The sequence below is a fragment of the Nostoc sp. JL31 genome (genome assembly GCF_017114965.1).
In the GTDB taxonomy this organism is placed as follows: domain Bacteria; phylum Cyanobacteriota; class Cyanobacteriia; order Cyanobacteriales; family Nostocaceae; genus Nostoc; species Nostoc punctiforme_A.
The window spans coordinates 93,169-118,085 of sequence record NZ_JABXKO010000068.1 but is presented as its reverse complement, the minus strand read 5'-3'; the positions used below and the strand labels follow the sequence as shown (position 1 = coordinate 118,085).

Below are 24,917 nucleotides of genomic sequence, written 5' to 3'. Positions count from 1 at the left end.
GGGAGCAAAATCTCTGCAAGCTGACCGAATCGATTAGAGCTTCTATCCCTGCTAAGAAGGCTAGATCCAATCGCATCTAGTGGTGTCAAAACTTTACTCCCCCTCTGCTCTCTAAAGTGGAGAAGGAAAGGGGGATTAAATTTTTGTATCTGAAAGAATTCACAACTTTTAGCTAGCTGAACTTTAGAAAGGACGGCTGCCTCGAATGCTAACCCGCTTCAAAACACGGGTTGCGTTGGAATTAAATTCGGGGCGATAGTGAGCCGTAGCCTGGTTGTCCCAATAAAGCAGGTCGCCCTTGCTCCAGTGGTGTTGATAAACAAAGTGGGGTTGCTTAATGTGTTCCCGCAACCGCTCAATTAGCTTTGCCCCTTCCACTGGGTCGTAATCAACAATATCTACCTCGCTAGCGGCATTTAGGAAGAGAACTTTCTTGCCAGTATCTGGGTGAGTGCGAACCAAAGGATGGGTTGCAACTCGTTCACCGGGTTCAACGGAACGACCGGCTGCATAGCTAGGCTCAGGATACTCATCCCGATACTTGCCATAGAAATTAAAATGGCGCAACTGCAAACCAGCAATCTGCTTTTTAGTAGCATCATCTAGTTCCTCGTAAGCCTGAATCAAATTCACCCAATAGGTATCAGGGCCATTTTCAGGCAGTTCTACCCCATATAAAAATGAACCGCTAGATGGTGTAGGCAACCAGTCATGATCGATATGGGGTAAAAGTTTACGATAGTTGGGTGCAATATTGACGGAACTTTCTTGGGAGGCAGCATTTGCAAGGGTAAGAACAAGAGGCGGCAGGTACGGCTCGGTTTCTCCTTTGCGGATATAGGCAGGCTGTTGGAGAATGTCGCCAAAGTAATTCGCAAACGCTAATAATTGGTCGTCAGTCAATTGTTGATTTTTGAAGATGAGGATGTGATGATCGCGCCACGCCTGCTTGAGTTGCAAGATTACTTCTGGTTCTGCTGCAATACTGGCGTCAACACCAGTAACAACTGCTCCTAAAGCTGCTCCAGTAGGCGTAATCTCAATTCGTGTTGCAGTAAATGTCATAAAAATTTCTCCTTGTACTTTGTAGTTGGTAAGGAAGCGATGGTAGTTTTCAACATAATACACTAAGTCGATAGATTTACAGTAGTATGTAATGACTATATTTTTAGACTGCTGGAATCAAAGCAGAAATACTCAGTAAAATAAATGTATAGTAGGATGATTCGGTTAAATTACGCGATCGCGTTCTGCTTACCGTAGGCGATCGCACATTGCAGAACCTGAGTAATTTTCCTTTCCTTACTCAAAGAAGTCCTGCTGATTCATATAATCGTTTGAGCATTGCTGAAATCTTCGTACCATAATCCAAATCTGCTGACCACCGCCCTGATAGCTGATCGATTAATGGCGCAATCCCACGTGTGACAAAGCGAAACCTGGGATCTACTACTTCTTGTACCAAAGGTTCTAAGCTGGCGTAAGCTTTCAAATGTTGGATGTGCGCCCTGACTCCAATTCTGGCACTTGCAAAAGACGCAGCCTCCGAACCGCCACCGATCGCACCTAAGCCTGCAAAGTTATTTTGCTCAGGTCTAATATCGCCACCAAACCGTAAAAATCCAGTTTCTACACACATTTGGCAAAAGGCAATATCATAGTTCACTCCTTCTATACCTGCTTCTTCCCGATAAAGTTTGGGGATGTCAGGAAACTTTGTTAAGGCATTTTCATTATTGTTTCTGAGGAATAATTGTAACTGTACTTCGGAAGTATTACCGTTTGACATTACCCGCGAAAATTGACCAGGGCAAACCACCAAATTCGAGCGTAAGCTAACAGTACGCGTTGCAGCATCCCAAGTGACTGCAATATTAAAATCTCGTAGTTCGATCGCTTTGACATAAACTATTTTGTGATAGGTAATTTTATTGACATTAGCTGCTTTTGAAAGGTCAATTCGTAGAAGGTCTACTAAATCAATGGGGATGTAAGCATTACCATTAACTAAAACTCCTTGTTCTGTGTAACTTTGTCCATTAATATTAATATTAATAGGTGGATAATTTGCTTCTACCGGAGTTCCAGGAGTGGGGTCAATTACACGACTCCAAGTTACCAATCCATCAACAATTCCCAAAGCAAAATCGCGGCGACGAGTTTGCAGCAAAGCCCGATCTTCTGGATTGCTGAGAAACCCCACTTGCATTACCAAAGCTGGCAGCGTTGTTTGGCGACAGAATGCTAAACTACCCAATCCACTATCTGTATCTGGTTTGACTCCGCGATTTGGTAATTGGGGTACGCGGCGCAACAATCCCACTAGTAGCTGTTCAGCATTGCTCTTGCGATCGCTATTATTAGCAATGTAGAAAACGCTAGCCCCACGTACAGAAGGGCTGTTAGCCGCATTAGCTGCAATTTCTAGGGCGACATCACCCCGGCGACCGCGAGAATTGATCCAGGAGATAGTTTGAGCAGCGCTCAAGTCATCAGGAACCGCTAAAATTTCCAAACTCCGCGCCCTTAGTTCCGTAACAATCAAATCCCGCAGCAGAATCATTTCTTTTGCTTCACTTGTACCACCTGCGATCGCACCTTGATCTATTCCTCCCGCTTCTTTGCCTCCATGAGCTGCTGATATAAAAATACGCCCCATTTTCAGTATTTCCTCTGATAAAATTAAGTCTAAGCAATTGTATACATCATTCTTGGTTTGGCAACAAGAATATAATAGCTATCAGAAGTCTAAAGTCATTTGTCCTTTGGTATTTCTCCAAAGTTCATGACCAATGACCAATGACCAATGACCAATGACTAATTAACAAAGCCATGCAAATCCCCCGCTTGCACCCAGACACAATTGAGGAAGTTAAACTACGGGCTGATATTGTAGATGTCGTCTCGGAATACGTAGTTTTACGCAAACGAGGAAAGGATTTTGTCGGTTTGTGCCCCTTCCATGATGAGAAATCTCCCAGTTTCACTGTTAGTCAAACCAAGCAAATGTACTATTGCTTTGGCTGTCAAGCCGGAGGAAATGCCATTAAGTTTGTCATGGAGTTGGGAAAGCGTTCTTTTGCTGATGTGGTACTGGATTTAGCACGGCGTTACCAAGTACCTGTGCAAACTCTCGAACCCGAACAACGCCAAGAATTACAGCGTCAGCTATCTTTGCGCGAGCAGTTATATGAAGTTCTGGCTTCTTCAGCACAGTTTTATCAACACGCCTTGAGACAATCCCAAGGACAAAAGGCACTTCAATATTTGCAATCTAACCGCCAATTCAAAGAAGAAACTATACAGCAATTTGGTTTAGGTTATGCCCCCGCAGGTTGGGAAACTCTCTATCGTTATTTAGTGGATGATAAACATTACCCAGTGCAAATACTGGAAAAAGCGGGATTGATTAAGCCACGCCGGGAAGGGGGCGGGTATTATGATGTATTTCGCGATCGCTTGATGATTCCCATCCGCGATGTTCAAGGGCGCGTCATCGCCTTTGGTGGTAGAACTCTGACTGATGAACAACCTAAATATCTGAATTCACCAGAAACCGAACTTTTTAGTAAAGGTAAAACTTTATTCGCCCTCGATCGAGCCAAAGATGGAATTTCTAAACTCGATCGAGCCGTGGTGGTAGAGGGATATTTTGATGCGATCGCTCTTCACGCTGCTGGTATTAATAATGCCATCGCCTCACTTGGTACAGCTTTAAGCTTAGAACAAGTCCGGTTAATATTACGCTACACCGAATCGAAACAATTAGTACTCAACTTTGATGCTGATAAAGCTGGAACCAATGCAACCGAACGGGCGATTGGTGAAATTGCCGAATTAGCATACAAGGGCGAAGTTCAGCTAAAAATTCTCAATTTACCCGATGGCAAAGATGCTGATGAATATTTGCATAGTCACACTCCAGAAGATTATGGAGAACTGCTAAAAAATGCGCCACTTTGGCTAGACTGGCAGATTCAGCAAATTATTCAAGACCGAGATTTGAAACAGGCTACTGATTTTCAACAAGTAACTCAGCAAATAGTCAAATTACTTAAAAATATAGCTAACAGCGATACACGCAACTATTACGTTTCTTACTGTGCAGAAATACTCAGTTTAGGAGATACCAGGCTTATACCTCTAAGAGTCGAAAATCTGCTAACTCAAATTGCTCCGGCTGCGGTTACATATTCTAAGCCCGTATCAGCGAAGAAAGCATGGGGAGGTGGCAAATCCTCACTCTCCATTTCCAACTCCCCACTCCCGACAGAACGCAGCCTTTTAGAACACGCAGAGGCATTATTACTACGAATTTACTTGCATTGTCCCGAACAGCGTCAAATGATTGTTGACGAACTAGAAGAGCGAGATTTGCAATTTAGCCTTTCCCACCATCGATTTTTATGGCAACAGATTTTAGAAATTTCATCCGGTGATGGAGAGACACAAAACTTTGCATCTCTACCAAATTTAATTTCCCGTCTCCAAGATCGGTTCTTAGAATTTGACAGCGAGATCGGGTTAATTTCCCATTTATTTCATGTGGATGAAAAAAACCAAAAAGAAATACTGCGGACTCCGCAAGTAGTTCAAGCTGCGATCGCTTGTATGGATTTAGTGATGCTTGAAAAACGCTATCGTCACTTTTTGGAACTATGGCAACAAACCGATCCAGAAGCGGAACCAGAGCGGTATCAATATTATTATCAGGCTTTCTACGCTGAAAAAATCAAGCTTCAACAAATAGACCGACAACGGTTATTTTCCATCACCGAGTTATTGTAGCCTTGCACTCACGCTCAACCTAAATCTTGATTCGTAGGGGCGCAAGGCCTTGCGCCCCTACGACAGGTATGGTTCAAATACATGAAAACTGCTGTCTGGGCAAAATTTCATCCTTGCGGTTTTCAACAGCCATACGATTTCTAAAGTGGTTGTATCCCTAGCAAAGTTGGTAAATCCAGAGAGGCAAGGTGTTGATAAGCTCGATCTATGATCCGCTTACCTCTAAGAAAGCCTGTATTAGCTCCAGGACAAATATACTGGAGAGTTTCTAGTGTAAAACGTTCTAACAATAATCGAATGCTCTGAATTTGCCTTGGCCAGTGAAAGGTTTTAGCTATCCGTAATGGTACAGCTTGACCATGCTGGTTAGGGAGTAAATGGCGACCAGAAAATAATATACCTCCAAGTTCGCTGTAGTATAGACAAGATGAGCCGGGAGAATGTCCTGGTGTCCAAATTACTTGTGTTGCAGCATCAAGAGTAAATTCTTGTTTAAAGGTAGTTACTGTTAAGCCTGGTAATAAATAAGCTTCTTGCTCTTGAATCAGCACCTCACAGCCAAAGGCTTGCTGAAATTCAGCAGTCTTGCCAATAGCGCCGCGATGGGTGATAAATAGCCAACGCACGCCTCCATGCGATCGCAAAAAATCTTGATTTGTTTTTTCTAGTGCAGGGCAATCTATGAGGATATTGCCTTCATTTCTTACAATAAAATAAGAGGTTCCCCCTAATGTGTCCCGATTGGGTGGAAAGGCAAAAATGCTCTCTTGTGCGAAGTCCGATTGCACAGAACCTCCGCTCAGAACTTCGTCAGGGAAGACAGCCCGTGGTGGCTTAGTTGTATGACTTGGCTGTTGAGGTAAAGGGCACATAATCAAAGAACCGAAACTGAGGAGTTGTGGACAATTTGATTACAGTGTGGAAATTCTCAAGGATTGCAACTTGAGCGTTAACCAGCACTGTTAACCGTTGTGAAAAAAAATTGGGATTTGAGGTCTGCCTTGTAGTTAATGCTATGGTGCTGAAGCTACTGGTGGGGCGTTTTGTCAAAAGAAGTGAAGAGAACATGGCATTTTGGTTTCTGTTTATCCTCCTGCTGGGGCTTGCTACTTATCTAATGGTGCAGCGCAGCGTTGCTCACATCACCCGCACACCAGTATGGTTGTTGTGGCTGGTTTTAATGACACCAGCATTCCTGTTGAGTGGATGGACGCTAATCTACGGGGCGAAACAACCTCCACCACCAGGGCTGATCCTGTGGTCGGTATTTGTCTGCACAGTCTTGTACTGGGTGTTGTTTCAATGGGGGCGTCAAGTACCAAGAGATACAACACAGACCGACGAAGCCCAAACCCCAGCCTCAGAATCACAACCGACTATCCAGCCTACCCCAGAACCAATAGTGCGTCCCATTGAACCAGCCGAAGAAACCCAACTGCGAAATTGTTTTCCTTGGTCTGTATACTACGTTCAAAATATTGAGTATCGACCACAATCTGTGATTTGCCGGGGGCAGTTGCGAACTAAAGCCAGCAACGCTTACCAGCAGATTAAAACTAATATTGAAGCACAATTTGGCGATCGCTTCTTGCTGATTTTTCAAGAAGGCTTCAATGGCAAACCTTTCTTTGTCCTGGTTCCCAATACTCAAGCTGCTGCTAAACAGACAGATACACCACGACGCAACCAGGAACGATTAACTCGTCCAGGATTAGCGCTGATGCTGCTAGTAGCTACTTTGATCACTACTACCTTGGTGGGAGTGGAAAATGCTGGTGTTACTCTGCCGCCTATCTGGGAAATTGGATCTTTGTTCAAGCTTCTATCTAACCCAGATGTCCTATTTAAGGGATTGCCTTATGCTTTAGGACTGATGGCTATTTTGGGCACTCACGAACTTGGGCATTATTTGACAGCTAAATTCTACAAGATTCGCTCGACGTTGCCTTACTTTATTCCCGTGCCTTTCTTCTTGGGAACATTTGGCGCATTTATTCAGATGCGTAGTCCCATTCCTAACCGCAAAGCTTTATTTGATATTAGTATCGCTGGGCCAATTGCAGGTTTTATTATTACCTTGCCATTACTAATATGGGGTTTGGCTCATTCTGACGTGGTTTCGCTGAGTGAAAAAACCCGACTTTTAAATCCTGATGCTCTCAATCCCAAGTATTCAATTTTACTAGCGATACTCTCGAAGTTAGCTTTAGGAAGTCAGTTAACAGCAAAATCAGCTCTTGATTTACATCCAGTTGCAGTAGCAGGTTTTTTAGGACTAATTGTCACAGCCTTAAATTTAATGCCTGTGGGACAATTAGATGGAGGTCACATTGTCCATGCGATGTTTGGACAACGAACTGCGATCGTAATTGGTCAAATTGCTCGCGTGTTGTTGCTGTTACTTTCTTTAGTTAGAGAAGAATTTTTGGTGTGGGCGATTATCTTATTATTTATGCCGTTGATTGATGAACCTGCACTGAATGATGTCACTGAATTGGATAACAAACGTGATGTTTGGGGGTTACTGGCAATGGCTTTGCTGATTGTAATTATTCTGCCATTACCGCAGGCGATCGCTAACTTTTTGCAAATTTAAAAAGTAAAGATATCAGCAATCGCGTTCTCAAGCCTTATCGTTTTGCTAATTCTGGAGTCCGCCCTTTTAAGCCAATCATCAATTTCAGCATAAATACTTTTAATACAGGTACTCGCTGCAAGAACCATAAACCCAGGCGACGAACCACCACTACAGGGAAGAAGTTATTAGAGAACATCCGATCTAACAAATCGGTGAAACCTAAAATTGTCAGATTCTCTAGCTTGCGCCAGCGTTCATAACCTTTGAGAATCTGAATGTCACCAATATCTTTACCCGCTTTGTGCGCTGCTTGAATTACTTGCGCCAAAGCTGCTGCATCCCGAATACCCAAATTTAAACCTTGTCCGCCGACGGGATGGCAATTGTGCGCCGCATCACCAATTAATGCCAGTCGCGGGAGAACGTAGCGATCGCTTTGCATGAGTTGTACCTGAAAAACAAAGCGATCGCCTAGTAATTCCAATTTCCCCATCTGATCGCCATAGCGGCGGGTTAGTTCTGCCAAAAATTGCTCGTCATTTAAAGCACACAAAGCTTTTGCTTCTTCGTGGGGAGCTGTCCAGACAATGCGGCAACGGTTCCCCGGTAAAGGTAAAATCGCAAAGGGGCCGCTAGACCAAAATCTTTCGTAAGCGGTGTTATTGTGGGGTTTTTCTGGTTTAACAAATGCCACAATGCAAGATTGCCAATATTTCCAGCCCGAAGTTTTGATTCCAGCAGCTTGCCGAATTGGCGATCGCGATCCATCTGCTGCTACAACTAATTTGCTGCGAACTGTTCTTAGTTGATCGGCAACTTTAATATCTATGGCGACTATATTTTGCTGGTATTGCGTATTTACCACTTCCGCCGGACACAGATAAGTCACATTTGGACAATCTTGGACGAAATCTTGCAACGGCTGCAACAGGGCTTGGTGTTCCGCCACATAACCCAACTCTGCTGTATTTATATCATCTGCGGTAAATTCCACCACATTCGGATAATCAGCATCAGAAAGACGGACTCGGCAATACTTGGCGATTTGCGGCAACATTTTGTCCCAAACGCCAATTCCTTCATAAATTAGTGACGAAAGCTTGTGAACTGCATAAGCTTGTCCCTTCGCTACCGCAGCTGATGCCACTTTTGCCTCAATTAGTAAGACACTCAAACCAGAATCCTTTAAAGCAGAAGCTAGAGTTAATCCAATAATCCCACCGCCGACAATTACCAAATCATATTCATATCCCCGCTCATTTGGCGGTGTTAGTTGAGGGGAAATTTGCTCAAGCTGCGTTATGGTCATTGTTAAGTTAGATTACAGCGTCTTAACTCTTATTTTGACGCGATCGCGCCTTCTTGAGCAACCTTAAAAGCTAAACTAAGCATTTCTTCCTTCTCTTCCTTTGTGTCCTTCTCTTCGAGACGCTGCGCGAAGGCGTCCTTGGCGGTTCGTTTCTTGCTAATTTTGCATCAATCCTAAATTATTTGCTGACTCGATAAATTGGTCTAACCTGACGATAAGTATTAAGTAAGCTGAGAAATTTATTCCCATCAAAATTAATCGGGTCAACTTTTTTACCAGAACGGTCTACTAAATGGTGCGTAGTGATGCGATCGTCTGGGACTTGACTTTGAGCAATTAACCAAGCAAGAGAATTATATTGAGCTTCCGTATAGCCGCTATGGGTTTGTTGACTGCCACTGTCATAACTATCTGGCGGTGTTTCCAAAGAGACGTGATAAGCAAAATTATTCACAGACGCGGGTAAAGTCGGATTAGTCTGCACAGTTTCCACTCCCAGCGAACCATCAAACACAGAGTTAGCTGCACCAAAAGCCCGTTTTTCTGGGGGTACTAGATAAACTACCGTTCCGTCTAACTTGATTAAAGCGTGGTAACTTGCTTGCACACTTTCATCGTTATGGGCTACTTGAAAGAAATTGATGGCGCTAGAAGCTGAATAACCAGTTTCATGGATGACGATAATTGGTTGGTTGCTGAGAGGAATGCCATTAACATCTTGGGTGTAACGTTCACCATAGTTACTTGGATCGACTGAGACAACTTGATAATTAGGTCTGTAGCGTGCAAAAGCTTGAGTGGTTATGTACCTAGCTAGAGGCTGGTTAGTCTTGACTGGGGACTTGATAACATTTTGAAATTTCTTCTCTGGCTCTTTCGCTGATTGAAATTGCGCCTGGGGATATTTACTGAAAGCTGTAACCGGTGGATTGGCTGCACGGGATATAGTTGGATTGTTGTGTAATTTTGTTGCTCGTCCAATTAGCAGCACTACAATTAAAGTGGCGAACATCAGCCAGATTAGTAGCACCCTAGTCACCCAGTCCGTAAACTTCATTTTTCTAATACCCGTAAAACGGTAGATATTAATTTATAGCTAAACTGGCATGTCAGTCGTAGAGGCGCACTTCTGTAAACCCCTACCGCTTATGGTATCCAAATAATCATCGCTATAATACCTTAATTCTAGTCAAATATACCTTCATAATCCCTGTAATGGTGCTGTTAAAAGCTATTTAATTTCAATGCCGTGGGTAGTGGATTCGTGGGTGTGAAAGTCTTCATCGTGTAGCGCTCTTTATGATGTTTTACCCACATCCTCTTTACCAACTACTAGCAGTTTAGAAAGATATTATCCTTTAGCTTCTAACCTGGCTCGAAGATAGGTCAAAATTGCCTCCGTTCCCTGTTCAACAATTTCAGGCGGCGGCGAGCTTAATTGTGGATTGTTATTGAGGAATAGCTTAGTCAAATTTGAGAGTTGGCCGATTTCTGGCGGCAGACTGCTGAGTTGATTGCCAGAGAGGACTAGCTTTGTCAAGTTTGAGAGTTGGCTGATTTCTGGCGGCAGGCTGCTGAGTTTTTTGTTATAGAGGGATAGCACCGTTGCCTTTTCCCTGGCAGTTCGTTCAATAATTTGCAACAGTTCTTCGTTTGTCACCTGCAAACCTCACCAAATTTGTAGCGATATTTACCAGATTAGTGTATTGCAGGTTATGGGGAATGGGTCTAGATTCATGTGTTCTACCTGCGTAGAAAGGGCTGTAATGTTTAAATTAGAAGGGTGCTTAGGATACAATACTTGTCGTAGCGATCACTTGGCAATAACATTTACTCATTAACGGAGTTCAAAGACTCGTTAACGGAGTTCAAAGACTCGTTAACGGAGTTCAAAGACTCATTCACGGAGCTAAAAGACTCGTTAACGGAGTTCAAAGACTCATTCACGAGTATAAAAGACTCGTTAACGGAGTTCAAAGACTCATTCACGAAGTTCAAAAGGTGTGCTAGCGCGAAAGCGTAACACATCCTACAACTACGATCGCTTTATAATTGCGATCCTAAATCATTCGTGAAAAATTAGATCCCCGACTTCTCGAAGAAGTCGGGGATCTGGACATCGTGCATTTTCACAACTCATTTAGGATTGATATAATTGCGATATCTACGACGGGCTACGCCTACGCAGTTATGAAACCAATCCATAAGTACTTATCCCAATTCTCTTGATGGAGAGATGGTTTCGTTAATTTGAGAAGATGGTTTATTCAAGAAGAAATTCCAAATTCTTTGAATAGCTATTATTAGAAAACCAATCACAATCACGCCTGCTACCACTGGTAAAGCTAGCGCCAGCAAAGACAGTCCGATTGCAATGAGCAACTCAATGGTTGACACAACAGGATTGGTTAATCCACCAGAAACGCCTGTAGAACTTATCCGCAATATATTCGTTAATCCCTGAGTTAATCCTGCGGTTCCACCACCAGCAACTAAAGCTAACGTCCATTGCACTAGTGGATTCATATCTGGAGCAACAGATGCTGTGACAATTGTCCCGGCGATAAATGCCGCAGGTGTGGCTACAATATCCAGCAGATGATCCAACCAAGGAATGTAATAACCGATAATTTCCAGCAAACAAGCGACTGCAAATACAATTACAGCTTGAGGTGTTTCCACCCAATCAAAGTTAGTCGGCAAATCTAAATGTCCAAAAACTGAAGCCACACTCAATGCTAGCAGTGGTACAAATACTCGAAAGCCAGCCGCCGCACTCAAACTAATCCCCAGTAATAATTCAATAAATGTATTTAGATTGAACAAAGAATTTAAATCCATAGTAAGACTCAAGTTATACTCCTGGTGTTTTTTCCATCTTTGAGCTGAACGGAGTAACAACTCTAAGCTGTAATCCCAAGATAAGAAACTTGGCGGAAATATTTCATCTGACTATGTGTAGAATCAGTGAAATCCCACCTGTGTCAATACTGTGTAGGTTTTGCCTAAAAAATAACTCCAATGTAGGTTGCGTTTAGTTCCTCAAGCCAACATTTTCAGGGCTTTGTTTGTGAGCCAGCGACTTCTAGAGTGATATCATATCTAACCACAGTCATTACACCCCACCCCCCGATGCTTTGGCTACGGTGTACACACAAGTCACCAGTTTTATCCCAATACGCTTGGGATAAGCCAGAAACCCCTCATGTAGAGACGCGATTTATCGCGTCTAAAAAACTGACACGTAAGACAGACGCGATAAATCGCCGTCTCTACAAAGAATGGACTCGTCAATTATTCCTTGACAGCTTTTGCATAATTCTATCGTCGCCAACCTTGAGAAATCAGGTCAAAATGAGCGAATAGTGAGTTTCAGCAAAACAGACTTTATGAAAAGATGCCGAAAATATCACAATCTTGGAAAATAATAAAGTAAGTCGAGTATCGCATGACTCACTTGATATCCTCATTTATTCTAGGAAAATATGACTCATTCTTTCCTTGAACGCCTGCGTAGTCCAGATAGCCCAGTCCTCGTATTCGACGGGGCAATGGGAACCAACTTACAAACCCAAAACCTGACTGCTGAAGACTTCGGCGGCCCACAGTATGAAGGTTGTAACGAATACTTAGTCCACACGAAACCCGAAGCTGTCGCTAAGGTTCACCGTGACTTTCTCGCTGCTGGTGCAGACGTAATTGAAACCGATACCTTTGGTAGTACGTCCCTGGTGCTGGCAGAATATGATTTGGCAGACCAAGCCTATTACCTCAGCAAGACAGCCGCAGAATTGGCGAAGCGTGTCGCTGCGGAATTTTCCACGCCAGAAAAACCCCGGTTTGTGGCAGGTTCCATCGGCCCCACAACTAAACTTCCTACCTTGGGACATATTGACTTTGACACCATGAAAGCGACTTTTGCTGAACAAGCAGAGGCCCTGTGGGATGGTGGTGTCGATTTATTTCTGGTGGAAACTTGCCAAGATGTGCTGCAAATTAAGGCGGCGCTGAATGCTATTGAAGAGGTATTTGCTAAGAAGGGCGATCGCAGACCGTTGATGGTTTCTGTGACAATGGAAAGCATGGGCACAATGTTGGTTGGTTCCGAAATCAGTGCTGTGCTGACAATTCTGGCACCTTACCCAATTGATATTCTCGGTTTAAATTGTGCCACTGGCCCAGACTTGATGAAACCACATATCAAGTATTTGGCAGAACATTCACCTTTCATCGTTTCCTGTATTCCCAATGCGGGTTTACCGGAGAACGTCGGCGGTCAAGCACACTACCGCCTGACACCGTTGGAATTACGGATGTCATTGATGCATTTTGTTGAAGATTTGGGTGTCCAAGTGATCGGGGGTTGCTGTGGGACGCGTCCAGAACACATTCAACAATTGGCAGAACTTGCTAAAGACCTGAAGCCAAAAGTTAGACAACCTAGCTTAGAACCAGCAGCAGCATCAATTTACACCACTCAGCCTTACGACCAAGATAATTCTTTCTTGATTGTTGGTGAACGTCTGAACGCCAGTGGTTCCAAGAAGTGCCGCGATTTGCTAAACGCGGAAGATTGGGATGGACTCGTTTCAATGGCGAGGGCGCAAGTAAAAGAAGGCGCACACATCCTTGATGTCAATGTCGATTATGTGGGGCGCGACGGTGTGCGCGATATGCACGAATTAGTTTCGCGCATTGTTAATAATGTGACATTGCCTTTAATGCTTGACTCCACCGAATGGGAAAAGATGGAGGCGGGTTTAAAGGTTGCCGGTGGTAAGTGTTTACTGAATTCCACCAACTACGAAGATGGAGAATCGCGCTTTTTGAAGGTGCTGGAGTTAGCGAAGAAATACGGGGCTGGTGTAGTCATTGGTACTATCGATGAAGATGGGATGGCGCGGACAGCAGACAAAAAGTTTGCGATCGCCCAACGCGCATACCGTCAAGCTGTAGAATATGGCATACCACCCACAGAAATATTCTTTGATACCCTAGCGTTACCAATTTCCACCGGGATTGAAGAAGACCGAGAAAACGGTAAAGCCACCATTGAATCTATCCGGCGGATTCGTGAAGGATTGCCTGGATGTCATGTGATTTTGGGTGTTTCCAATATTTCCTTTGGTTTGAATCCAGCCTCGCGGATGGTGTTGAACTCGGTGTTTTTGCACGAAGCGACGACGGCGGGAATGGATGCAGCCATTGTCAGCGCTAACAAAATTTTACCGCTCTCGAAGATTGACGCACGGCATCAAGAAATTTGTCGCCAGTTGATTTATGATGAGCGGAAATTTGAGGGTAATGTTTGCGTATACGATCCCTTGGGAGAGCTTACCACAGCCTTTGCTGGGGTGACAACTAAACGCGATCGCTCCTTAGATGAAAGTCTCCCCATCCCAGAACGTCTCAAACGCCATATCATTGATGGCGAACGCATTGGCTTAGAAGAACATCTGAAAAAAGCCTTAGAAGAACATCCCCCCTTAGAAATTATCAACACCTTCTTGCTAGATGGCATGAAAGTTGTCGGGGAATTATTCGGTTCTGGACAAATGCAGCTACCCTTCGTTCTGCAATCTGCGGAAACCATGAAGGCGGCGGTGGCGTTTTTAGAACCGTTCATGGAAAAATCAGAATCAGGTAACAACGCCAAGGGAACCTTTATCATTGCCACAGTTAAAGGCGATGTCCACGACATTGGTAAAAACTTGGTAGATATCATCTTGTCCAACAACGGCTACAAGGTAATTAACCTGGGAATTAAGCAGCCAGTGGAAAACATCATCAACGCTTACGAACAGCACAAAGCTGATTGTATTGCCATGAGTGGTTTGCTGGTGAAATCCACCGCCTTCATGAAAGAGAATTTGGAGGTATTCAACGAAAAGGGAATTAGTGTCCCCGTGATTTTAGGTGGTGCAGCGCTGACTCCCAAATTTGTCTATGAAGATTGCCAAAATACCTACAAAGGTAAAGTCGTTTATGGCAAAGATGCCTTTTCTGACTTGCACTTCATGGATAAATTAATGCCAGCAAAAGCTGCTGATAACTGGCAAGATTTGCAAGGATTTTTGAATGAAGTCGAAACGGCTGAAGTTTCGACGAATGGTAACAAAGAACCAAAAGCTACAACTCCTGAAGAAACATCTGCTGAACCAAAAGTAGTAGATACCAGACGTTCCGATGCTGTGGCTGTAGATATTGAACGTCCAACGCCGCCTTTTTGGGGAACGAAATTGTTGCAGCCTAGCGATATTCCCATCGAGGAAATATTCTGGCATTTAGATTTACAAGCTTTGATTGCTGGACAATGGCAATTCCGCAAACCAAAGGAACAATCTAAGGAAGAATATCAGGCTTTCTTAGCGGAGAAAGTTTACCCAGTTTTAGAAACTTGGAAACAGCGAATTATTGAAGAGAATCTGTTGCATCCCCAAGTGATTTACGGGTATTTCCCTTGTCAGTCTGAGGGGAATTCTCTACATATATATGACTCAGAGAACCAATCACAACAGATTGCAACTTTCGAGTTTCCCAGACAGAAGTCTTTAAGGCGGCTGTGCATAGCAGATTTCTTTGCACCGAAGGAGTCGGGAATTATTGATGTCTTCCCAATGCAAGCGGTGACTGTAGGCGAGATTGCCACAGAGTTCGCCCAAAAGTTATTCTCTGCTAATCAATACACCGATTACCTGTATTTCCACGGTATGGCGGTGCAGGTAGCGGAAGCTGTAGCTGAATGGACACACGCCAGAATTCGCCGAGAGTTAGGTTTTTCTGCTGAGGAACCCAACAATATCCGGGATATATTAGCACAACGCTATCGTGGCTCGCGGTATAGTTTTGGGTATCCAGCTTGTCCAAATATTCAGGATCAGTACAAGCAACTGGAGTTATTGCAGACTGACAGGATTAACTTGTATATGGATGAAAGTGAACAACTTTATCCAGAACAGTCTACCACTGCGATTATTACCTATCACCCGTTAGCCAAATACTTTAGCGCGTAGAATCCTACTCGTTAAACCAATACGCTTGGTGTTAGTGATATTTTGCCCTGGAAAATCCCCCTTCAAAGCCTCTCTCCTTCTAGGCTACGGTGTGTATACAAGTCCTTCTCACCCCCTCTAACTCCCCCTTGCAAAGGGGGAGAACCGGATATTTCCCCCCTTTGCAAGGGGGGATTAAGGGGGGTAAATCCAGGGTTTGGGCTTTCATTTGTATACCTTAGCCTTCTAGGAGACAGAGTGTATGGTATACAAACGAAACAAGGTACTGTTACTTTGATCATTTTTCCGGGAATCCTGTAGTTGTATACCCACCAAATTTATTAATCTCTCAGCTTAGGTAGGCTTATTTATGCAACTCATCAGCTCGTTAGATATTAGAAATTCAGAATATTTATCAAAAAATCGCCTCATCAGTTACCATCACCAGTTGCGTCTAATTTTTTCGCTGGGTAATCAGGTAAAAAACGTTCTGGAAATTGGGATTTTTAATTCTCTGTTAACAGACATCTTGAAGAATAATGGATACTACGTCTCCACTGCTGATGTTGACCCCAGCCTCAAACCAGAAATAATTTTGGATTTGACTACAGATTTTTCCTTACCAAAAGATAAATTTGATGCGATTGTCCTGTTTCAAGTTCTGGAACACTTCCCCTACGAACAGTCAGAAGAAGCATTGAGAAAACTTGCTATTGCAACCAAGAAATTTTTGGTGATTTCGATTCCCTATTGCACTCAATACCTCTCGTTTCAGGTGAAAACCTCTTTCTCAGGCAGACCAAGGCATTTACTATTCAATGTCCCAAAATTCTGGAGTACAACGCCAGTCTGTGACGAACACTGCTGGGAAATGGGTTTAAAAGGTTATCCGAAAACGCGGATTTTAAACTCTGTTGCCAAAGCTGGGTTAACTGTTAAGCAAGAATTTATCGATCCCACTTATCCATACCATTATTTTTTGGTGTTGGAGAAGAATTCTAGTAATACTTAAACAGCAATCTGTGGGGAGTGGCGACTTGGAAGTAGGGGAATCCGAATCAGAAAATGGCGGCAAACAATGCTTAAAAAAGGTGCGATCGCCTAAGCTATGCTTTTAAAATCCTAATTGGTATCATGCCCTTCTGTGTTCTCCGGGTTTATCCTGGAAAACAGATGGCTAGGTTGTATTACCTACTATCATCGTTTCAGATACTAACATCGAAAACTACCAATTATGCTAGAACAAGGCACTATCAGTATTCATACTGAGAATATTTTCCCGATCATTAAGAAGTCGCTCTATTCAGATCACCAAATCTTCTTGCGGGAACTGGTATCCAACGCTGTAGACGCCATCCAAAAGCTAAAAATGGTATCCCGCGCCGGCGATTATGCTGGAGATATCGGCGAACCAGAAATTGAAATTGCCATTGACAAAGATAAGAAAACTCTATCCATCTCCGATAACGGTATTGGGATGACCGCAGATGAAGTTAAGAAATATATCAATCAGGTTGCCTTCTCTAGTGCTGAAGAATTTATTCATAAGTATGAAGGCAAATCAGATCAACCGATAATCGGCCACTTCGGTCTTGGTTTCTACTCTTCCTTTATGGTGGCGCAAAAGGTAGAAATTGATACCCTATCCTACCAAGAAGGGGCGCAAGCGGTTCACTGGTCTTGCGATGGTTCCCCAGCTTTCACTCTCAAAGAATCTTCTCGGACAACTCGCGGTACTACTATTATTCTCAGCCTGCAAGGGGAAGAAGAGGAATTTCTCGAATCAGCACGAATTAAGAATCTTGTCAAGACATACTGCGACTTCTTGCCAGTCCCAATTAAACTAGATGGCGAAGTAATAAATAAGCAAAAAGCACCGTGGCGAGAGTCTCCGAGTAATCTGACTCAAGAAGATTATTTAGAGTTTTACCGCTACCTGTATCCTTTTCAGGAAGAACCTTTGTTATGGGTACATCTAAATACAGACTATCCCTTTATCATCAACGGGATTCTGTATTTCCCGAAAATGCGACCGGATGTAGATGTTACGAAAGGGCAGATCAAGCTATTTTGCAATCAAGTTTTTGTTAGCGATAACTGCGAAGAAATTATCCCGCAATTTCTGATGCCGATGCGGGGTGTGATTGATAGTACCGATATTCCCCTGAACGTATCCCGGAGTGCCTTACAAGGCGATCGCACCGTGCGGAGAATTGGTGATTACATTGCCAAAAAAGTAGGCGATCGCCTCAAAGAACTTTTCCGCGATAACCGCGAACAATACATTAGCGCCTGGAAAGACCTCGGTACTTTCGTAAAATTCGGCGTTCTCAACGACGAGAAATTCAAAAAACAAATTGAAGATATCATCGTCTTCCGCACCACCGCCAAGCTGACGGAAAAAGTTGCTGCTGAAACTCCAGTGGTTGAAGTCCAATCTTCGGACAGCGATGCTTGGCAAGATGTCACTCCTTCACCCAGTTCTGACTCAGCACCCAGCGCTCCTTATACTACGCTGAAAGAGTATCTAGAACGCAACAAAGAACGCAACGAAAACCGGGTTTTCTACAGCACCGATGAAGCAACCCAATCTACATACATAGAACTGCACAAAAATCAAGGTTTGGAAGTCCTGTTTATGGACTCCTTCATCGACACTCACTTTATCAACTTCCTAGAGCGGGAATATCAGGATGTCAAGTTTACACGGGTAGACTCAGATTTAGACAATACCCTGCTAGAACAAGATAAAGATAAGGAAATTGTCGATCCCAAGACGAACAAAACTCGGAGTGAGACGATCAAAGAGTTATTTGAGAAATCCCTCAACAAACCCAAACTCAACATCCGTACCGAAGCCTTGAAATCAGACGATCCTCAAGGTACACCACCTGCGATCGTGCTTTTACCAGAGATTCTCCGCCGCCTGCGGGAAATGAACGCCATGATGCAGCAGGGAACAGCAGAGTTTCCCGAAGACCACATTTTGCTGGTGAATACTGCTCACCCCCTGATTCAAAATCTGGCAAATCTAAACCAAGGTACTATCATTCAAGGTGACGGACAATCGTCTACAGATCAGTTAGTCAACTTGATTTGCCAACACGTTTACGATTTAGCGCTGATGTCTCAGAAAGGATTTGATGCTGAGGGAATGAAATCTTTCGTCGAGCGATCAAATGAGGTACTCACCAAGCTGACGGAACAAGCGAGTAAATAGTGCTGAGTGGGAAGTTAGGAGTTAGGAGTTAGGAGTTAGGAGTTATTTCTACCCTGCTCCTTCATCTCCCCACTTCTGCTGCCTAAGACCTAAAATGGAAAGGCTGTATTAAAATAACAATCTGGAGATACTTGCTATGTCCCGTCGCTGTGAACTAACTGGTAAGAAGGCAAATAACGCTTTTGCTGTTTCGCACTCCCACCGCCGTACTAAACGCCTTCAGCACGCTAATCTGCAAAACAAGCGTGTTTGGTGGGAAGCCGGAAATCGGTGGGTGAGATTAAAGTTGTCTACCAAAGCAATTAAAACCCTACAAATTAATGGGTTAGAAGCAATGGCAAAAGAAGCTGGGATTAACCTAAATCATTACTAAGTAATCTGGATTTCATAACCCGAAACTTTCGTAGGTTGGAATATAGGTGATTCGTAGGGGCGCACGGCTAGCTGTGCGCCCCTAATGTTTATTAAATCTTGAATGGCAGGCTTTATACCAATACGCTTGGTTAGTGCCAAAAATCTTAAACTGTGTAATAGTGCGGCAAGCTTAGAAGATATACTTCGCCAAGTATGGGAAGAAAGTGAAAGTAAATGTGATTTACAGACAATACGTTCTAAAGCGCAAGAATTACTTACTCAACCAGAAGAATTTCTAAAACAAGTTACCATTAATAATGGGGATGTAAAGCCAACCAAATCAGCCCGAAAAAGAGTTAACAAAAATATTTATACTAAAAGTACCGATGTAGAACACAGGGAAGATTCTAGTTATCCAAACAATGTAGATGAAAATAAATTAGAAACATTAACTAATGTTTTATATAAAATACATAAACAAACACAGGATATTCTAACCCGGTGTACAGTAGCTTACCTGATAAAAAATCATAATAAAATTAGTGAAGTAGAGGAAGATGTTCAAAAACTAAAAAAGCGTCGTAATGATAAAAAAGTCGAGATAAAACGTCTAGATAATCAAATTCAAGATAATCGATTACCTAGTGGTAGAGATATAACAGGAGAAAGATATAGTGAAGCATTTAACAACTTAATGAATCAAGTACCTAAAGATAATAAATAGTGGGAAGATTGGATAGCTAATTTATCGAGGAAAATATCACATTTACCATACCCTATAGATTGTTTATACGGAGATTTAGCTTGGTATAAAAATGATGAAGACAATATTGTTGTTTACTTCAATGGTTGGAGTGAATATCACTTTAAAATTTGTTGTAATAAACGCCAACGTCATTTTTTTAAACGCTTTCTAGAAGACGACAAAGCTTTTAAAGGAAGCGAGAAAGGTGAAGAAAAACTTTCAGGAAGTTTAATTACACTACGTTCTGCTCAGTTGCTATGGCAACAAGGTGAAGGCAAGGGTGAAGCGTGGAAAGTTCATAAATTAGCTCTGCATTGTACCTATGACGCTCGTTTATGGACAGCAGAGGGTACTGAAGAAGTGAGAAAAGAAAAGACTGACAAGGCGCAAAAACGAGTAAGTAAAGCAGAAGAAAATAAAAAGACTGACAAGGCGCAAAAACGAGTAAGTAAAGCAGAAGAAAATAAAAAGTTAGAGAAAAATCAACAGATACAACTGAATAAAGATAAATCTTCATTATCTCGACTTAATAATTCATTCAATCGTCCTAGTAAAATAGCTTATCGAGACCAATCTAACATAATTGTCGGCGTGAGTTTTCATCCGGTTGAGTTAGCAACGGTTACTATAGTTAATATAAATACTAAAAAAGTACTCACCTGTAAAACAGTAAAACAGTTACTAGGTGATGCTTTTCACCTCTTAAGCCGCAGACGACGACAACAAGTGCATTTAAGTAAAGAGAGAGAAAAATCTCAGAAAAAAGATTCGCTGTGCAATATGGGTGAATCTGAACTAGGGGAATACGTTGATAAATTACTAGCCAAGAGAATAGTAGAAACCGCTCATGACTATCAGGCAGGTTGTATCGTATTACCTAGATTAAAAAATATAAGGGAAATTCGCACCAGTGCAATTCAAGCCAAAGCTGAGACTAAAATTCCAGGTGATGTAAATGCTCAAAAATTATACGTAAAAGAATATAACCGTCAGATACACAATTGGAGTTATAACAGACTCCAAGAATCTATAAAGTCGAAAGCTGCTGAATTGAAAATTAGTATTGAATTTGGTATCCAACCCCATTATGGCACTCTGGAAGAACAAGCGAGAGATTTAGCATTTTACGCTTACCAATGCCGGATTAATACTTTTGGTAGATAAAATTTCTACCCGAAGAATGTAATCTTATAGAAATTAAATCGGTGCCATCATACATGCTCTTTTGAGCCTTAACTGTATGATGCTACAGTATTAACCCCTTTATGTAGATACTGTGGAATGGGTTAGTTTAACGCTTAAAAAGCGTATTCTTTCTGGCCCTGGTAGCTGCCAACTCTACCTGTGCGATCATCTAAGTGTTTGTAAGCAGTAATTGCTTGGGTAAGCTAATACTGCTGTTAGATGAGAAAGTACTCGCACCGAGACGCATAGGAAGTATAAGGTGTTAGGGTTCCAAACAACCCAGAACCTTGCTCTTGACATCAAACTCTTTTAGCTTGGTGTTAGGTGCCAGAGCGGCCTGTACTACTGAAATCTTAGATTTTGGTTTTACGAGGAGGATCATTACCTCTTACTTTACAACAAAGTAAGGGTACGGGTATACCGTCACGGTGGCTACCAAACTACCACCCCCTAATTTTTACTTTTGGCAAGCCAAAGCGGGGGCAAAATCCCTGAAGCGCTGCCAAATGTCAAAAACTCTTGTCAGCACTGGGTATTACTGTTTTAGTCATGAATAAAATTTTATTCATTGGCTGTAGAAAATAGAAATTAAAGAAGGCTTGTCAAATTTGCCTTCAAAAGCCATTGTTGGCAAAAGTTTTCACGGGTCGGGTTTCCACAGCCCTCCCGTTAGGTGGTGGGTTGAAAGTCGAGAGATGGTAGGTGGAATTTGGTGGAAAATTCAAAGTTTCCACAGCCCTCCCGTTAGGTGGTGGGTTGAAAGTTTGCCCGGACTTGTCCCACCGTATCTAAAAGCAGTTGTTTCCACAGCCCTCCCGTTAGGTGGTGGGTTGAAAGGGCCAGTCAATATTGAGGGTGCAAGGATTCAGTGTTTCCACAGCCCTCCCGTTAGGTGGTGGGTTGAAAGAATAATAACCAGTTTGATGATGATTTTCAAAGAGGTTTCCACAGCCCTCCCGTTAGGTGGTGGGTTGAAAGCTATTACGACATGGAAAAAGATAAATCTACACCGGAGTTTCCACAGCCCTCCCGTTCGGTGGTGGGTTGAAAGTGGTAGACAGAACATACTCGCGGTGAAAGTACGCCAGTTTCCACAGCCCTCCCGTTCGATGGTGGGTTGAAAGCGCGCACCAACAATTAGTGCCTATTCTAGACCAGTTTCCACAGCCCTCCTGTTAGGTGGTGGGTTGAAAATTCTTATGATTGAAGACACCACTTTAGCAATATAATTTTGTATTAGGGTGGTTTGAAAGGAGTGCTGCGATCGCACGTAAAACGCAGCTATTTTATAGTAATGGAGCCTCTGCTTGGGTGAAAACAGCAAAAGAAGAGGTTATATATTTTTGTAATTAGACTGCAAATAAAGTGCTTTAAAGCTATTCTTGTAATTAAAGATCCTTGGGCTTAATGTAATCAATTAAATTAGAAAACATATATTTAGCCGAGTTTTACAGGCTGATTTTGGACAATAATTATTTAAAACTGGTTCCAACTCTGGACAATAATTCTTTAAAATTGATTTGATTGCTGAAAGCCTCGAAAATACGTAACTTACGCCCCTTAACTTGGAAAAAATGGACATTAATTCTTTAAAACTGACAATAATTATTTAATGTACATGTACATTCGCAAATTAAATGTCGCAATTCTCAGATATGTCGCAACAGCATCTAAATAGCTGAAACCTCTATCCTGTAAGGATTATAAACTATTTACTTACACAGAAAATAAATTTGCCTAATTCGCATTTTATATGTCGTAAATCCTATATTCTCAAATTAAATGTCGTTTGTTAAGATTTAGGTATTTATCAAATTGTATGTCGTCTTCTTAGTCAATGAATGGTACATTAGTACCTTAATTATTCATGAGTGTTTATCACTCCAATGGCAGACAAACAATTTGAATTCACGGAAGAATTAACGCAAGCTCCAGATGCTATTTTTCTTGACAAGAGTAATTTTGTTGTAGATCCATCTCAAATTATTCTGGAAACATCAGATAGGCATAAACTGACATTTAATCTGATCCAGTGGCTTGCTGAATCACCGAATCGCACGATTAAGTCTCAGAGAAAGCAGGCTGTTGCAAATACTCTTGGTGTTTCTACTCGCCAGGTAGAACGTCTCCTCAAGCAATACCATGATGACAGGTTATCAGAATCAGCAGGAGTACAACGCTCAGATAAAGGACAATATCGAGTCAGCGAATACTGGCAAGAATTTCTCAAAACAATTTATGAAAAGAGTATTAAAGACAAACATCCAATTTCCCCAGCATCTGTAGTTCGCGAAGTAAAGCGACACGCGATCGTTGACCTGAAGCTCAAACCAGGAGATTATCCTCATCAAGCTACTGTTTATAGGATTTTAGATCCTTTAATTGCACAACATAAACAGAAGACAAAAGTCAGAAATCCGGGTTCGGGATCTTGGATGACAGTTGTAACAAAAGATGGACAGCTACTGAAGGCTGACTTTAGTAACCAAATTATTCAATGCGACCATACCAAACTGGATATTCGCATAGTTGATAGGAATGGTAATTTATTGTCTGACCGTCCTTGGCTAACTACTGTTGTGGATACTTTTTCAAGCTGTGTTGTTGGTTTCCACTTATGGATCAAACAACCAGGTTCTACAGAGGTGGCTTTAGCCTTAAGACATGCTATTTTGCCCAAGAACTATCCTGAAGATTATCAGCTAAATAAAGTTTGGGAAATATGTGGCCCTCCTTTGCAATATTTTTTTACTGATGGTGGAAAAGATTTGGGATCAAAACATCTAAAAGCCATTGGTAAGAAACTAGGATTTAAATGTGAACTACGCGATCGCCCTCCCGAAGGCGGTATTGTAGAACGCATTTTTAAAACTATTAATACTCAAGTTCTCAAAGATTTACCTGGTTATACAGGGGCAAATGTTCAGGAACGACCCAAAAATGCAGAGAAAGAAGCGTGTTTGAAAATACAAGATATAGACAAGATCCTAGCTAGTTTCTTTTGTGATATTTATAACCACGAACCATATCCCAAAGATCCCCGCGAAACAAGATTTGAGCGCTGGTTTACAGGAATGGGAAGAAAACTACCTGAACCTTTGGATGAGCGAGAATTAGATATTTGCTTGATGAAGGAAGCTCAAAGAGTTGTTCAAGCGCATGGATCTATACAGTTTGAGAACCTGATTTATCGAGGAGAATCACTCAAGGCATATAGAGGTGAATTTGTAACGCTGAGATATGATCCAGACCATATCCTTACTTTATATATCTACAGTTGCGAAACTAATGATAATTTAGAAGATTTCTTGGGCTATGCTCATGCCGTCAACATGCATACCCATGATTTGAGTATAGAAGAATTGAAAGCCTTGAATAAAGAGCGAAGTCAAGCTCGTAAGGAGCATTTTAACTATGATGCCTTATTAGCATTAGGTAAACGGAAGGAACTTGTAGAGGAACGTAAAGAAGACAAAAAGGAAAAAAGACGCTCAGAGCAAAAGCGTCTACGTTCAGCTTCCAAGAAAACCTCAAATGTTGTTGAACTGAGGAAAAGTAGAGCTAATGTTTCTTCAAACAAAGATGACAAACTGGAACTCTTGCCAGAGAGAGTTTCAAGGGAAGAAATACAGCTTCCGAAAACAGAGATGCAACCAGAACTATCGGGTCAAGCTGACATTCAAGAGCAGGAGAGACACAAGCTGCTTGTCCCTAACCGTAAACAACATTTGAAGAAGATTTGGTAA

16 protein-coding genes and 1 CRISPR repeat array are annotated in these 24,917 nt (G+C 42.3%); of the genes, 9 read left to right on the top strand and 7 right to left on the bottom strand.

The window, feature by feature from the left end:
* Positions 1-183 precede the first annotated feature (183 nt).
* Positions 184-1,065: a TauD/TfdA family dioxygenase gene (locus tag HWQ43_RS16165; RefSeq protein WP_292735606.1), complete on the bottom strand. Its 882-nt coding sequence runs from the start codon at positions 1,063-1,065 to the stop codon at positions 184-186.
* A 241-nt stretch (positions 1,066-1,306) separates the two neighbouring features.
* The gene (locus HWQ43_RS16160) at positions 1,307-2,659 is read right to left on the bottom strand and encodes an N-acetylmuramoyl-L-alanine amidase (RefSeq protein ID WP_292735604.1); all 1,353 of its coding nucleotides are present in this window, start codon (positions 2,657-2,659) and stop codon (positions 1,307-1,309) included.
* Positions 2,660-2,832: 173 nt separating this feature from the next.
* Here HWQ43_RS16160 and dnaG point away from each other — a divergent pair, with 173 nt between their 5' ends.
* On the top strand, positions 2,833-4,788 hold the full coding sequence (gene dnaG / locus HWQ43_RS16155; RefSeq protein WP_292735602.1) for a DNA primase: 1,956 nt from the start codon (positions 2,833-2,835) through the stop codon (positions 4,786-4,788).
* 140 nt (positions 4,789-4,928) lie between these two features.
* Here dnaG and HWQ43_RS16150 read toward each other — a convergent pair whose 3' ends face one another.
* Positions 4,929-5,660, bottom strand: a complete 732-nt coding sequence (locus HWQ43_RS16150; protein WP_292735599.1) for an MBL fold metallo-hydrolase — start codon at positions 5,658-5,660, stop codon at positions 4,929-4,931.
* 194 nt (positions 5,661-5,854) lie between these two features.
* Here HWQ43_RS16150 and HWQ43_RS16145 point away from each other — a divergent pair, with 194 nt between their 5' ends.
* Complete coding sequence (locus HWQ43_RS16145; RefSeq protein WP_292735956.1) at positions 5,855-7,384, top strand: site-2 protease family protein; 1,530 nt, start codon at positions 5,855-5,857, stop codon at positions 7,382-7,384.
* 34 nt (positions 7,385-7,418) lie between these two features.
* Here the strand turns inward: HWQ43_RS16145 and HWQ43_RS16140 are convergent, their stop codons facing one another.
* From HWQ43_RS16140 to HWQ43_RS16125, 4 genes are all read right to left on the bottom strand, one after another.
* Entirely contained in the window at positions 7,419-8,675 is a 1,257-nt protein-coding gene (locus HWQ43_RS16140) for an FAD-dependent hydroxylase (RefSeq protein WP_292735596.1), read from the bottom strand.
* A gap of 178 nt (positions 8,676-8,853) precedes the next feature.
* Positions 8,854-9,732, bottom strand: coding sequence for a peptidoglycan recognition family protein (locus HWQ43_RS16135; RefSeq protein WP_292735593.1), 879 nt, complete (start codon positions 9,730-9,732; stop codon positions 8,854-8,856).
* A 294-nt stretch (positions 9,733-10,026) separates the two neighbouring features.
* Entirely contained in the window at positions 10,027-10,335 is a 309-nt protein-coding gene (locus HWQ43_RS16130) for a leucine-rich repeat domain-containing protein (protein ID WP_292735590.1), read from the bottom strand.
* A 551-nt stretch (positions 10,336-10,886) separates the two neighbouring features.
* On the bottom strand, positions 10,887-11,516 hold the full coding sequence (locus HWQ43_RS16125; RefSeq protein WP_292735587.1) for a DUF4126 domain-containing protein: 630 nt from the start codon (positions 11,514-11,516) through the stop codon (positions 10,887-10,889).
* A 644-nt stretch (positions 11,517-12,160) separates the two neighbouring features.
* Here HWQ43_RS16125 and metH point away from each other — a divergent pair.
* The 7 genes from metH to HWQ43_RS16090 all read left to right on the top strand — a co-directional run bounded on the left by metH (position 12,161) and on the right by HWQ43_RS16090 (position 24,917).
* Positions 12,161-15,688 (top strand): methionine synthase, encoded by a 3,528-nt coding sequence (gene metH / locus HWQ43_RS16120; RefSeq protein WP_292735584.1) that lies wholly within the window; start codon positions 12,161-12,163, stop codon positions 15,686-15,688.
* 349 nt (positions 15,689-16,037) lie between these two features.
* Entirely contained in the window at positions 16,038-16,679 is a 642-nt protein-coding gene (locus HWQ43_RS16115) for a methyltransferase domain-containing protein (RefSeq protein WP_292735581.1), read from the top strand.
* A gap of 222 nt (positions 16,680-16,901) precedes the next feature.
* Positions 16,902-18,887, top strand: a complete 1,986-nt coding sequence (gene htpG, locus HWQ43_RS16110; RefSeq protein ID WP_292735578.1) for a molecular chaperone HtpG — start codon at positions 16,902-16,904, stop codon at positions 18,885-18,887.
* Positions 18,888-19,023: 136 nt separating this feature from the next.
* Positions 19,024-19,260 (top strand): 50S ribosomal protein L28, encoded by a 237-nt coding sequence (gene rpmB / locus HWQ43_RS16105; RefSeq protein WP_094350731.1) that lies wholly within the window; start codon positions 19,024-19,026, stop codon positions 19,258-19,260.
* A gap of 102 nt (positions 19,261-19,362) precedes the next feature.
* Positions 19,363-19,965, top strand: a complete 603-nt coding sequence (locus tag HWQ43_RS16100) for a hypothetical protein (protein ID WP_292735572.1) — start codon at positions 19,363-19,365, stop codon at positions 19,963-19,965.
* 12 nt (positions 19,966-19,977) lie between these two features.
* Complete coding sequence (gene cas12k, locus HWQ43_RS16095; protein WP_292735953.1) at positions 19,978-21,150, top strand: type V CRISPR-associated protein Cas12k; 1,173 nt, start codon at positions 19,978-19,980, stop codon at positions 21,148-21,150.
* A gap of 672 nt (positions 21,151-21,822) precedes the next feature.
* A CRISPR array of direct repeats spans positions 21,823-22,365; the repeat unit is 37 nt; unit sequence GTTTCCACAGCCCTCCCGTTAGGTGGTGGGTTGAAAG.
* 692 nt (positions 22,366-23,057) lie between these two features.
* Entirely contained in the window at positions 23,058-24,917 is a 1,860-nt protein-coding gene (locus HWQ43_RS16090; protein WP_292735569.1) for a transposase, read from the top strand.

What these genes read in the sequence shown, in the direction of transcription:
- HWQ43_RS16100 (WP_292735572.1), top strand. Translation starts at nt 19,363, where the DNA reads ATGGCAGGCTTTATACCAATACGCTTGGTTAGTGCCAAAAATCTTAAA.
- HWQ43_RS16115 (WP_292735581.1), top strand. Translation starts at nt 16,038, where the DNA reads ATGCAACTCATCAGCTCGTTAGATATTAGAAATTCAGAATATTTATCA.
- HWQ43_RS16160 (WP_292735604.1), bottom strand. Translation starts at nt 2,659, where the DNA reads ATGGGGCGTATTTTTATATCAGCAGCTCATGGAGGCAAAGAAGCGGGA.
- HWQ43_RS16135 (WP_292735593.1), bottom strand. Translation starts at nt 9,732, where the DNA reads ATGAAGTTTACGGACTGGGTGACTAGGGTGCTACTAATCTGGCTGATG.
- HWQ43_RS16145 (WP_292735956.1), top strand. Translation starts at nt 5,855, where the DNA reads ATGGCATTTTGGTTTCTGTTTATCCTCCTGCTGGGGCTTGCTACTTAT.
- HWQ43_RS16090 (WP_292735569.1), top strand. Translation starts at nt 23,058, where the DNA reads ATGGCAGACAAACAATTTGAATTCACGGAAGAATTAACGCAAGCTCCA.
- metH (WP_292735584.1), top strand. Translation starts at nt 12,161, where the DNA reads ATGACTCATTCTTTCCTTGAACGCCTGCGTAGTCCAGATAGCCCAGTC.
- HWQ43_RS16150 (WP_292735599.1), bottom strand. Translation starts at nt 5,660, where the DNA reads ATGTGCCCTTTACCTCAACAGCCAAGTCATACAACTAAGCCACCACGG.
- htpG (WP_292735578.1), top strand. Translation starts at nt 16,902, where the DNA reads ATGCTAGAACAAGGCACTATCAGTATTCATACTGAGAATATTTTCCCG.
- rpmB (WP_094350731.1), top strand. Translation starts at nt 19,024, where the DNA reads ATGTCCCGTCGCTGTGAACTAACTGGTAAGAAGGCAAATAACGCTTTT.
- dnaG (WP_292735602.1), top strand. Translation starts at nt 2,833, where the DNA reads ATGCAAATCCCCCGCTTGCACCCAGACACAATTGAGGAAGTTAAACTA.
- HWQ43_RS16125 (WP_292735587.1), bottom strand. Translation starts at nt 11,516, where the DNA reads ATGGATTTAAATTCTTTGTTCAATCTAAATACATTTATTGAATTATTA.
- HWQ43_RS16140 (WP_292735596.1), bottom strand. Translation starts at nt 8,675, where the DNA reads ATGACCATAACGCAGCTTGAGCAAATTTCCCCTCAACTAACACCGCCA.
- HWQ43_RS16165 (WP_292735606.1), bottom strand. Translation starts at nt 1,065, where the DNA reads ATGACATTTACTGCAACACGAATTGAGATTACGCCTACTGGAGCAGCT.